Origin of the sequence: Serinicoccus sp. CUA-874, from assembly GCF_001942225.1 — a bacterium.
In the GTDB taxonomy this organism is placed as follows: Bacteria; Actinomycetota; Actinomycetes; order Actinomycetales; family Dermatophilaceae; genus Ornithinicoccus; species Ornithinicoccus marinus.
In genome coordinates, this window is record NZ_MKJZ01000034.1 from 187488 (window position 1) to 198485 (window position 10998).

General features: G+C 74.1%; 10 protein-coding genes and 1 pseudogene. 8 read left to right on the plus strand and 3 right to left on the minus strand.

Translation table 11 applies throughout. The features are described from left to right. Positions 1-16: 16 nt before the first annotated feature. The 3 genes and pseudogenes from BJF80_RS21220 to BJF80_RS11710 form a co-directional block, all read left to right on the plus strand. A pseudogene (locus BJF80_RS21220) lies at positions 17-259 on the plus strand (PfkB family carbohydrate kinase); the annotation flags it as partial. A gap of 2 nt (positions 260-261) precedes the next feature. Next, entirely contained in the window at positions 262-906 is a 645-nt protein-coding gene (locus tag BJF80_RS11705) for a PfkB family carbohydrate kinase (protein ID WP_321166395.1), read from the plus strand. A 210-nt stretch (positions 907-1116) separates the two neighbouring features. Continuing rightward, positions 1117-1389, plus strand: a complete 273-nt coding sequence (locus BJF80_RS11710; protein ID WP_075813838.1) for a hypothetical protein — start codon at positions 1117-1119, stop codon at positions 1387-1389. A gap of 48 nt (positions 1390-1437) precedes the next feature. Here the strand turns inward: BJF80_RS11710 and BJF80_RS11715 are convergent, their stop codons facing one another. Both BJF80_RS11715 and BJF80_RS11720 read right to left on the minus strand, forming a co-directional pair. Further along, positions 1438-2061, minus strand: coding sequence for a nitroreductase family protein (locus BJF80_RS11715; RefSeq protein ID WP_075813840.1), 624 nt, complete (start codon positions 2059-2061; stop codon positions 1438-1440). Between the two features lie 90 nt (positions 2062-2151). Continuing rightward, positions 2152-3378, minus strand: a complete 1227-nt coding sequence (locus tag BJF80_RS11720; protein ID WP_075813842.1) for a PQQ-dependent sugar dehydrogenase — start codon at positions 3376-3378, stop codon at positions 2152-2154. A 121-nt stretch (positions 3379-3499) separates the two neighbouring features. Between BJF80_RS11720 and BJF80_RS21225 the strand changes: the two genes are divergently transcribed. The 5 genes from BJF80_RS21225 to BJF80_RS11740 are packed head-to-tail and all read left to right on the plus strand — an operon-like array spanning position 3500 to position 8916. Beyond that, positions 3500-3748, plus strand: a complete 249-nt coding sequence (locus tag BJF80_RS21225; protein WP_321166216.1) for a hypothetical protein — start codon at positions 3500-3502, stop codon at positions 3746-3748. Then, positions 3748-6165: a bifunctional acetate--CoA ligase family protein/GNAT family N-acetyltransferase gene (locus tag BJF80_RS11725; RefSeq protein WP_321166396.1), complete on the plus strand. Its 2418-nt coding sequence runs from the start codon at positions 3748-3750 to the stop codon at positions 6163-6165. The genes BJF80_RS21225 and BJF80_RS11725 overlap by 1 nt, the downstream gene beginning before the upstream one ends. 24 nt (positions 6166-6189) lie before the next feature. Further along, complete coding sequence (locus tag BJF80_RS11730) at positions 6190-6768, plus strand: DUF5998 family protein (protein ID WP_022923734.1); 579 nt, start codon at positions 6190-6192, stop codon at positions 6766-6768. Further along, entirely contained in the window at positions 6765-8309 is a 1545-nt protein-coding gene (locus BJF80_RS11735) for an alkaline phosphatase family protein (RefSeq protein ID WP_083673644.1), read from the plus strand. The genes BJF80_RS11730 and BJF80_RS11735 overlap by 4 nt, the downstream gene beginning before the upstream one ends. Continuing rightward, positions 8191-8916 (plus strand): thymidine kinase, encoded by a 726-nt coding sequence (locus tag BJF80_RS11740; protein WP_075813844.1) that lies wholly within the window; start codon positions 8191-8193, stop codon positions 8914-8916. The genes BJF80_RS11735 and BJF80_RS11740 overlap by 119 nt, the downstream gene beginning before the upstream one ends. Before the next feature lie 177 nt (positions 8917-9093). On the opposite strand, the gene sepH is transcribed toward BJF80_RS11740, so the two are convergent. After that, the gene (sepH, locus tag BJF80_RS11745; RefSeq protein ID WP_075813846.1) at positions 9094-10965 is read right to left on the minus strand and encodes a septation protein SepH; all 1872 of its coding nucleotides are present in this window, start codon (positions 10963-10965) and stop codon (positions 9094-9096) included. Between the last annotated feature and the right edge of the window lie 33 nt (positions 10966-10998).

Genomic DNA, 10998 nt, shown 5'->3' on the forward strand with positions numbered 1-10998 from the left:
CCACACCGGTCAGGCCATGGTCGACCTCGTGCTCGAGGTGGACCACCTGCCCGCGCGCGGCGGCAACGTCATGGCGGACCGGGCGACGAGGTATGCCGGTGGCTCGGTCACCATCGTCGTCGCGGCGGCACGCTCCGGGGCGGCGGCGGTGCTCGCGGGGGCGGTCGGCACCGGGCCCAACGGGGACCTTGTGCGGGAGGTGCTGGAGCGCGAGGGGGTCGAGGTCAGCGCTGCACCGGTCGAAGAGCTGGACACCGGCGTGTGCGTGGTCCTCGTCGAGCCGAGCGCCGAGCGCACCTTCGTCACCACCCGCGCGCCGAGCGGCGGATCACCGCGGGATCGCTGGCCACCAGCGCGGCGGCACCGGGGGACCTGGTGTGCCTGTCCGGCTACACCCTCTTCGAGCCCACCCGCGACCCGCTGCTCACCTGGGTGGAGGGCCTGCCGGAAGGCGTCGAGGTCGTGCTCGACCCCGGTGCTCCCTTCGCCACCTTCGATGCCGAGCTCGTCGAGCGGGTGCTGGCCCGGACCACGGTGTGGACCTCCAACGCCGCGGAGGCGGCCGAGCTCGTCGGGGCGGAGGGCCCGCCCGCCGACCTGTGCGACGCCGTCGCCGCCCGACTGCCCGAGGGGGCGGTGGTCGTCGTCCGGGACGGGCCCCAGGGGTGCGCGGTCCGGGTGGGCGACGAGACCACGCCGGTGGCCGGCTTCCCGCAGACCCCGGTCGACACCAACGGGGCCGGGGACACGCACACCGGAGTCCTGTGCGCCGAGGTGGCGGGCGGCCGCGGCTGGGTGGGGGCCGCACGGCGAGCCAACGCGGCGGGGGCCATCAAGGTCACCCGGCGCGGTCCGGCGACCGCGCCGACCTCGGCGGAGGTCGACGACTTCCTCGCCTCGCGCTGAGGTGCCCGGGCCCGCCCAGCCCGGGGCGGGTGCGCGTCGTGGTGCTGCCCGGGCTGGTGAGCCTCAGGAGGTGGGCGGGGGGCCGGCAGGGTCACGATCCGGTCACGTTCTCCCCGTGGACGCAACGGCAGACGCCATGCTGGGCATCTAGAGGTCAGAGGCCGGCGCGCAGGGGGCGCCGTCCTTCACCTCGACGACAAGGATGACGCGATGGACCTCGACAGCTCGCCGCACCAGCCGACCCTCGCCGCGCCAGCCCGCCGCGGTCGCACGCCTCGCGGCGGGGCCGCCGTCCTCGACCCGACCCGCCACGCGCCGGAGGTCCAGCTGGCGCTGGCCGCCCTGCTCGTCGTCGTGGCCGGACCGGTCGCCAGCGCCCTGGCGCCGACCAGTGCCGTCGTCGCCGGGGCCTCGGTCGTCCTGCTCCTCGTGGGCATCGGGCTGGCGCTCCTGGCGACGATCAGCCTGCTGCGCAACGCCTGACCTCGCTTCCCCCGACCTCCCTCGGCCTCGACCCCCTCGCCTCCGGCCTCACCCGGTCCAGGGCGTCCCGAACCTCCCCTCGTGCGCCACCTCGCCCACCGGGCGCCGTCCGCGACGCAGCGAGGGGGAGGGGCGGTCCGGCGCGGCATACCCCATCGCCACCACACCGACGATCCGCCGGTCCGGCGGTGCCTCCAGCGCGTCGAGCGTCGCCTCCTGCCGGTCGCCCGGCACACCGAAGAACAACCCGCCGAGACCCTCGTCCACGGCGGTCAGCAGCATGAGCAGCGCGGCCATGCCGGTGTCGACGTCCCAGTAGGGCACCGGCCAGTGCTCCTCGGACCGATCGGTCAGACCCTTGTCCGGCTCGGCATACCGGTCCAGGTAGGCCTGCTTGTCGGACAGGCAGACGACGAGGCAGGGGGCGCTGCTCACCCCGCGCAGCCAGGAGTCCATGCGCTCGCGCGCCACCTCTCCGGTCGACGCCGACCAGAAGCGGCCGCGCTCCTCCTCGCGCGTGAGGACGACGAAGTCCCAGCCCTGGGAGAAGCCGGCGCTCGGCGCCCGGATCGCGTGGCGCAGCGCCCGGTCGACGACCTCCCGCGGCACCGGCCGGTCGGGGTCGTAGGCCCGCACCATCCGGCGGGCGCGCACCACGTCGCGGAACTCCATACCCGCGGATCCTGCCACGGGGCACCGACACCCGCGGCGGTCGCAGGCGGCACCCTGGTCCCGACGGGCGGCCCCTCGAGGCCCAGGCCCTCAGCCCTCCGGCGTCAGCCGCAGCAGCCGGCCGCTGCCCTCGTCCTCCAGCACCCACACCGCGCCGTCCGGCCCCTGCTCCACCGCGCGGATCCGTTGCCCGAGCTCGATGACCTCGCTGCCCCGGGACCGGCCGTCCTCGAGGTCGACCCGCACCAGCGCCTGCCCGGAGAGTGCCCCCAGCAGGGCGTCACCCTGCCACTGGGGGAAGAGGTCGCCGGTGTAGATGAGCAGGCTCCCCGGGGAGATGCTCGGGTTCCACGACTCGACCGGTGCGACGAAGCCGTCGCCCTCGGCGTGGTCCGGGATCTCTCCGCCGCCGTACTGGCTGCCGTTGGAGACCTCGGGCCAGCCGTAGTTGCCGCCCTCTTCGACGACGTTGAGCTCGTCCCCGCCTTCCGGGCCCATCTCCGAGGACCACAGCGTGCCGTCCGGCGCGAACTCCAGGCCGAGCGGGTTGCGGTGCCCCCAGCTCCAGATCTGCGCCGCGGCCCCGCCCTGGTCGGCCAGCGGGTTGCCCGGTGCGGCCTGGCCGTCCAGGGTGAGCCGGACCACGGTGCCCAGCGTGTTGCTCGTGTCCTGCGCCGGGTCCAGCTGCTGCCGGTCTCCGGAGGAGACGAAGAGGTGCTCGCCGTCGGGGTCGAGCGCCAGCCGGTGCGAGAAGTGGCCCGACCCCTCGACCTTCGGCGTCTGCCGCCAGATGACCTCCAGGCCCTCCAGCGCGGCGTCGCCCCCGTCGGTCACGAGCCGCGCCCGGCCCACCGCCGCACCGGTGCCGCCCTCGCCCGCCTCGGCCCAGCTCAGGTAGACGACCTGGTCCTCGTCGAAGGTCGGCCCCGGCAGCACGTCGCCCAGACCGCCCTGGCCGTCGTCGACCACCTCGGGGGTGCCCGCCACCTCGATGCGCTCGCCGCTCTCGGCGTCGCGCAGGTGCAGGGTGCCGCTGCGCTCGGTGACCAGCAGGTCGTCGGTGCCCGGCAGGAAGGCCATCGCCCACGGCTCGGCGAAGGTGTCGACCTCCGCCACCGCGATGTCCGGTGACGCCGCCGCCGACGACTCCTCGGGGGCCCCCGTCCCAGCCCCGTCAGCGGACCCCTCCTGCCCGGTCCCGGCGGTCTCGTCCGTGCCAGACGGAGCGCTCGTCCCCGCGGTCGAGCAGCCGGCCAGCAGCACGCCGGCGAGGCACAGCGCGAGGGGACGGTGGCGGCGTTGGGGGGCGGGGTGCATACCCAGGTCCTTCCGGCGGTGGTCGGCGTCCTCCCTGACCAGCCTACGGCCGCCGCACCATGACCGGGCGGCCCTGCGAGGACCACGGACGCCTGTCGGCCGACGATGGGATGATGAGGCCATGAGCGAGGCCGACGCGCTGCCCCCCGGCTACCCCCGCGAGTGGGAGGCCGACGTCGTCCTCTCCGACGGCATGGTCGCGCACGTGCGGCCGATCCGGCCCGACGACACCGAGGCCATCCACCTCTTCCACGGCGCCCAGTCGGAGCAGTCGATCTACCTGCGGTTCTTCGCACCGATCAAGCGGCTGTCGGACAAGGACGTGCACCGCTTCACCCACGTCACTACGTCGACCGCGTCGCGCTGGTGATGTATGTCCGTGACGACCTGGTCGGTATCGGCCGCTACGACCGGCTCCGCGAGGGCGGGAGTGTGGCCGAGGTGGCCTTCAACGTGTCCGACCAGCACCAGGGCCGGGGGATCGGCTCGGTGCTGCTGGAGCACCTGGCCGACATCGCCCGGGAGGCCGGGATCACCCGCTTCGTCGCCGACGTGCTGCCGCAGAACCGCAAGATGATCGGGGTCTTCCGCGACGCCGGCTTCGAGGTCTCGCACGAGTTCGACGACGGGGTCATCGCGGTGTCCTTCGACATCGAGCCGACCGAGGAGTCGCGGGCGGTGCGGATGTCGCGCGAGCACCGCTCGGAGGTGCGCTCGGTGCGTGCCGTGCTGCACCCGGAGTCGGTCGCCGTGGTGGGAGTCAGCCGGCGGCCCGCCACCATCGGCCGGGCCTTCTTCGACCACATCGTCGCCGGAGGCTTCACCGGCCGCGTCCATCCGGTCAACAACGCGGCCGAGCCCGGCACCCTCATCAACGGCCACCCCGCCGTCGCCTCGGTGCGCGACATCGAGGGCGGGATCGACCTCGCCGTCGTCGCGGTGGTCGCCGACGAGGTGCTCGGCATCGTCGACGAGTGCGCCGACGCCGGGGCCAAGGCGCTCGTCGTGGCCTCCGAGGGCTTCGCCGAGGCGGGCACCGAGGGCCGGGCGCTGCAGCGTCAGCTGCTGGTCCGCGCCCGCCACCACGGGATGCGGGTGCTCGGGCCGACGAGCTTCGGGCTCATCAACAACGACCCGGGGATCCGGCTCAACGCCTCCATCGCCTCGGCCGACCAGCTGCCGCCCTTCGGGCACCTGGGGCTGTTCAGCCAGTCCGGCGGGCTGGGCATCGCGCTGCTCGCCTCGGCCCGGCGCCGCGGCCTGGGCCTGTCGACCTTCGCCTCGGCCGGCAACCGGGTCGACCTCTCGGGCAACGACCTCATGCAGTACTGGACCGACGACGACAGCACCACGGTCGTCGGGCTCTACCTCGAGTCGATGGGCAACCCGCGCAAGTTCACCCGCATCGCCCGCAAGCTCGCCATGCGCAAGCCGGTGATCGTGGTCAAGTCGGGCATCGGACAGCACGCCATCCCGCAGGGGCACCGCGTGCGGCTCACGCAGGAGCAGCCGGAGACCTTCGGCCAGATGCTGCGGCAGTCCGGCGTGATCCGGGTCGACAACGCCCACCAGCTCTTCGACGTCGCCCAGCTCGTCCTCAACCAGCCGCTGCCGCAGGGGGAGCGGGTCGCGGTGGTCAGCAACAACGACGCCCTCGGATCGCTGGCGGCCGACTCCGCCTCGGCGCGCGGGCTGCGGGTCACCCACGGTCCGGTCACGGTGTCCGCCGAGGCGCTGACCGAGCAGTTCCGTGAGGTCGTCGACGTCGCCCTCGCCGACGACGCCGTGGACGCGCTCATCGCCTGCTTCGTCCCGCCGATCGCCGACATCGACCCCGAGGTGGTCCAGGCCGTGTCCGCTGCGGCCGAGGGCCACGAGAAGCCGTGCGTGGCGACCTTCGTCGGGATGCGCGGCGTCACCCCCGGCACGGGCGTTCCGTCCTACCCCATGCCCGAGGACGCCGTCCGCGCGCTCACGGCCGCGGTCCGGTATGCCCAGTGGCGCCGCCGTGACCACGGCGAGCGGGTGCGCCTGGACGGAGTGACGCGGGCGACGGTCTCGGAGATCGTCGACGCCGCGCTGGCCCGGACCCCGCGCGGCACCGACCTCGAGCCCGAGGAGGTCACCACCCTGCTCGCCGCCTACGGCATCCGGGTGTGGCCGCGCGTCCTCGTCGGCTCCGCCGACGAGGCGGTCGACGTGGCGCGTGAGCTGGGTGACGCCGTCGTGCTCAAGGCGACCTCGCCCCTGTTGCAGCACCAGCCCGGGCAGGGGTGGGTCCGGACCGCGCTGCGCAGCCCGGAGGCCGTGCGCGAGGCATACCGTGACCTCTCGGCGCTGCTGCAGCCGCTCGGCGTCGACGGCATCGCGGTGCAGCGGATGGCACCCTCGGGGGTGAGCGTGGAGGTCAACTCGGCCGAGGACCCGCTCTTCGGGCCGGTCGTCGGCTTCGGCGTGGCCGGGCTGCCGATCGACCTGCTCGGCGACGAGGCGCTGCGCTTCCCACCGCTGACCGATGTCGACATCAGCGAGATGGTGTCCTCGATCAAGGCGGCCCCGATGCTCGACGGCTACCGCGGGGCGATGCCCGTCGACCACGCGGCCCTGCACGACCTCATCGCGCGGGTCAGCGTGCTCGCCGACGACCACCCCGAGCTGGCTCACGTCCGGCTCAACCCCGTGCTGGCGCACCAGGACGGGGTCGAGGTGCTGGGAGCCACCGTCCGGGTCGCTCCTGCCCCGACCCGCACCGACGCCGAGCGTCGGACGCTGCTCGCCGACGTCTGACACGACGTCTGACACGATGGGCGCATGGTCCGTCGTGTGAGGTCGCCCCTGCCCGAGACGCTGGTCGCCGATATCCAGGCCGCCGGCTACCTCCCCGCGGTGGTCCACGACGTCATCGTCACCGCCGTCGGGCGGGACTCGGTGATCTCCCACCTGGTCCACGACGAGACGACCTTCGACGAGATGGCGGTGCGCAACCACCTCACCGTCCTGGTGCTCACCGACCGGCGGCTGGTCATCGCCCACGCCGACGACCACGAGGGGCCGGAAGGGCAGCGCATGGCGACCGCGACCAGCGAGACCGTGCCGCTGCGGTCGGTCCGCGGGGTCATGCTCACGCACACCGTGCCGGACCCGGAGCAGTACGACGGCGGCCTCGCCGGGCGGGGCGTCACGCTGACCCTGGGCTGGGGCGCGGTCTCCCGGGTCGACCTGCTGCCGGCGGTGTGCGAGGACCCGCAGTGCGAGGGCGACCACGGCTACGAGGGCACCGTCTCCAGCGACGACATCTCGCTGCGGGTGGCGGCGGAGACGCACGGGGAGCAGCGCCTGGAGCAGACGCTGCTCTTCGCCAGCGAGCTGTCGGCCCGACTGGGCCAGTGAGCCCGGCAGGCGCCGCCCGTCCGTCGGCGAGCGGCGGGACCGGCGCGGACTCCCCGGCTCGCCCCGCCACGAGTGACGTGGTCGCGGCCGCGCGGGAGGCATACCAGCCCCCGGCGCCGGGTTCCGGCCTGGCCTCCGTGCTGCCCGGTGCGCTCCGGGCGCTGGGCGTGGAGGACCTGCCCGAGGGGGTGGCTGCTCCCGTGTGGTCGGTGGACCCGACCCGGCGGGTCGTCGTGGTGCTCGCGGACGGCCTGGGAGCGCAGCAGCTCGCGCGTCGCAGCGGCCACGCGCGCACGCTGCGTGACCTCGCGACCCCGGAGGGCGCCGAGGGCTTCGGTTGCGGCTTCCCGTCGACCACGGCGACGAGCCTCACCAGCCTGGGCACCGGGCTGCCGCCGGGCGGTCACGGGATCGTCGGGTGGCAGACGAGCTACCGGGGGCGGCTCTTCAGCCACCTGGCGTGGAAGGACGGCCCCGACCCGCACACCTACCAGCCGGTGCCGACGCTGCTGCAGCACGCGGCACGGCGCGACGTGTCGATGACCACCGTCTCGCAGCAGGCCTTCTCCGGCTCCGGGCTGACCCGGGCCTCGCTGCGCGGCGGCGGCTACGTCGGCGCCGGCACCCACGACGAGCGCACCAGCGGCGTGCTGCAGTCGCTGATGCAGGCCGGACGGCGCGGTCGGGCGCTGGTGTATGCCTACTGGGACGAGATCGACAAGGCCGGCCACGTGTACGGCCCGGACTCGCTGGAGTGGGGGGAGGCGGTCGAGGTGTTCGACACGTGGGTCGCCGGGCTGCTCGCGCGCCTTCCGGCGGAGACGACGCTGCTCGTCACCGCCGACCACGGGATGATCGAGGCGCCGTTCGACCAGCGCCGCGACCTGGCGCTCGATCCGGTGCTGGACGAGGGCGTCGAGCTGCTCGCGGGCGAGCCACGGGCGCCGCAGGCCTGGTGCCGCCCCGGTGCGGTGGACGACGTCGTCGCCACCTGGCGCGAGGAGCTGGGCGAGGAGGCGATCGTGCTCACCCGCGAGGAGGCGGTCGAGGCGGGGTGGTTCGGCCCGGTCCGCGAGGCCTACGACTCCCGCATCGGCGAGGTCGTCGTCGCCATGCTCGGCCAGGCCACCGTGCTCGACTCGCGCCTGCTGCGACCCGAGGTGCTGCGGCTGCGCGGCCACCACGCTCGATCACCGAGGCCGAGACGGCCGTCCCGCTGCTGGTCGCCACGACCTGAGCCACGTCCCACCGAGCGTCGCGAATGGTTGCCACAGCCCCGACCGGCGCTGCGAATGGTTGGCTACGACCCCACCGGGCGTCGCGAATGGTTGCCACAGCCACGACAGGGCGTCGCGAATGGTTGGCCGACGGCATACCGGCAACCCATCACGGCGCTCGGTGGGTGGTCCGTAGACTGCCGGGGTGGCCGAGCTCGTCTTCTTCACCGGAACGATGGACTGCGGCAAGTCGACCCTCGCGCTGCAGATGGACCACACCCATCACCAGCGCGGCCGTCGCGGGCTGCTCTTCACCCAGCATGACCGCTCCGGGGCCGCGGTCCTCTCCTCCCGGCTGGGGCTGACCAAGGACGCGCTCGAGGTCGGCGACGACCTCGACTTCTGGGAGCTGGTCGTGGAGCAGCGCACCAACGGTCGCGCCATCGACTACGTCATCTGCGACGAGGCGCAGTTCTACCGTCCCGAGCAGGTGGAGCAGCTCGCCCGGCTGGTCGACGAGATGGGCATCGACGTGTATGCCTTCGGCATCACCGCCGACTTTCGCACCGAGCTCTTCCCCGGGTCGCGTCGTCTCATCGAGCTCGCGGACCGCACCGAGCAGCTGCAGGTCCGGGCGCTGTGCTGGTGCGGCAAACCCGCCACGGTCAACGCCCGTGTCGTCGACGGCACCATGGTCATCGAGGGCGAGCAGGTCGTCGTGGGGGACGTCGGCGGAGCGGAGGACGAGGGGGAGGAGGCGGCCGCGAGCAGCGACCATGCGCCGGTGGTGGAGTACGAGGTGCTCTGCCGGCGGCACTACATGCGCCGCATGAACTCGGCTGCCGCCCGTACGGCCTCGACCTCCCCGGAGCTGCTGCCCTTCGACCTCGACCTCTGCCCGTTGCCCGGAGCTGCCGAACCCCTGCGCTGACGGTGAAAGTCGCGCCGGGGCGACATTTCGCCGGTCGGTGGGGTGATGGGGGGCCGGAAGTGACCGTGAAAGGCGCGCCGGGGCGACATTTCGCCGGTCGGTGGGGTGATGGGTACCCCTGGTGACCGTCGAAAGCGTGCCGGGGCAGGACTTTGCCGGTCGGCGGTATGCCGGGGGTCAGCCGCGCGGGGGGCGGGAGCCGAACATGATGTCGTCCCAGCTGGGGACGCTGGTGCGGCCCTTGCGTCCGGACGTCGGCTTCGCGGCCGGCTCCTCGGGAGCGTCCTCCTCGACCGCGTCATCGACCTCCACCTGATCTGCGGCCGCCTCCTCGTCGGCGTGCTCCTGGGGTGCGTCGTCGGACGACGACGGCTCAGCGTCAGCCTCCTCGCTGACGGACTCCTCGCCCACGGACTCCTCGCCCACGGACTCCTCGCTGACGGACTCCTCGCCCACGGACTCCTCGTCGACGGGCTCCTCGATCCCATGATCCGCGGAGACCTCGTCATCGAGAGGCGCTGCAGCCCTTTGGTCCGCGGCTGCCTCCTCGCGCACGGGCTCCTCGGATGCGTCGTCGGACGACGACCCGTCGCCGACGTCGTCAGTCGGCTCCTCCTGGTGGACGCCCTCCGCCTCCGGACCGGGCTCGCCCTTCTGCACATCTTCGGGCTGGGACTCCGCAGCAGCCGGCTCGTCCGCGGAGTCGGCACCCTCGAAGGCCTCGTCCTCGATGAGCACCTCGTCCTCGAGCAGCTCCCCGTCGCCGTCGCGCTCCTCCGCGGCCGACTCGTCGTCGCCGTCCGGCTCGTGGAGGTCGTCCTGCTGAGGCTGGCCCTCCTCGACGTCCAGGTCGTCGTCCTCCATTCCGAAGAACTCGTCGAAGGTGACCTCCTGCGGGTCGTGGCGGGTCCGGGCGAAGCTGCCCTCCGCCTCGACGCCCTCCTCCTCGTGCGCAGCGGGTGCCACCGACGGCAACCGCAGGCGACGCCGCTTGCGGCCCTTGCCACGGCCGACGGCACGACGGGCCTCCTCCGGGGTGACCGGCTCGGGCTGCTCCTCCGGCCCCGGCTCGGCGACCACCTCAGGCTCCTCGACGACCTCCGGCTCAGCGACCACGTCAGGACCCGCCGCGACCTCGGGGGCCGGCTCGACGGCGACCGGGTCCTCGACGGGCTCGTCCCCCGTCGGCCCCACCGGCGAGGGGGACTCCGGCGCCGAGCCCCGCGGGTGCGCGGCGGGCGGGTCGCCCATGGTGCCGGGGTCGTAGGGCAGGTCCTCCAGCGGGAGCACCTCGCCGGGCATCTCCCGCTGACCCGGCACGTGGCCCGGGTCGTCAGCGCCCTGGCGCGCGGCCGGCTGGGTGCGCCGACCGCGACGCTGGCGCCGCTCGCGCATCGTGGCCATGAGGTCGGCCGCGGCCTCGTCCTCGCCGTGGGACCCGCCGAGCAGCGGGTGGCCCGACAGCCCGCCGGGCAGCGCCTGCTCGTCCTCGCTCAGCCAGCGCGCCTCGTCGTCGAGCGCCTCCACCGCACGCGAGCGCACGTCGTAGTGCCAGGCCGCCCGGCGCTCACGCCCCCCGGCACCGAAGGCCACGATGACCGTCCACGGCTCCTGCGGCTCCCCACGGGCGGCGTCCCACGACACCGCGGTGAGGTCGACGCCCCGGCTCTGCAGCCGCTCCCGGACCCGGCGGTCCAGGGTGTGCGACCCGTCGGTCCGCCCGCTCGCCCGCACCGGCGCGCGCTGCGCCAGCCCCACGACGTGCTCCCGCTCGGCGAGGACCGGGCCCTCGAACCGGCGCACCCGCTCCAGCTCCCACCCGGTCGAGGCGGCGACGTCCTCGGCCGGCTGCCCGGCCCGGATCATCGCCTGCACGTCGCGCGGGCTCACCGCCCGACGGCCCGCGCCCTCCGACTCGGCCTGCCGGGACCGCGGCCGCAGCGCCGCGCGCAGCCGGTCGTCGACCCGGACGGCATACTGCGACCCGTCGTCACCGGTGAGGACCAGACGACCACCCTCGTCGAGCTCGACGAACTGGAGCTGCTGCATGGTTGACCACTGTGCCACCCCGCCCGGACCGCT

Excerpts from the sequence above, each read along its gene's own strand:
- BJF80_RS11730 (WP_022923734.1), top strand. The coding sequence starts at position 6,190 with ATGGTCCGTCGTGTGAGGTCGCCCCTGCCCGAGACGCTGGTCGCCGAT.
- BJF80_RS11720 (WP_075813842.1), bottom strand. The coding sequence starts at position 3,378 with ATGCACCCCGCCCCCCAACGCCGCCACCGTCCCCTCGCGCTGTGCCTC.
- BJF80_RS21225 (WP_321166216.1), top strand. The coding sequence starts at position 3,500 with ATGAGCGAGGCCGACGCGCTGCCCCCCGGCTACCCCCGCGAGTGGGAG.
- BJF80_RS11715 (WP_075813840.1), bottom strand. The coding sequence starts at position 2,061 with ATGGAGTTCCGCGACGTGGTGCGCGCCCGCCGGATGGTGCGGGCCTAC.
- BJF80_RS11710 (WP_075813838.1), top strand. The coding sequence starts at position 1,117 with ATGGACCTCGACAGCTCGCCGCACCAGCCGACCCTCGCCGCGCCAGCC.
- sepH (WP_075813846.1), bottom strand. The coding sequence starts at position 10,965 with ATGCAGCAGCTCCAGTTCGTCGAGCTCGACGAGGGTGGTCGTCTGGTC.
- BJF80_RS11725 (WP_321166396.1), top strand. The coding sequence starts at position 3,748 with ATGTATGTCCGTGACGACCTGGTCGGTATCGGCCGCTACGACCGGCTC.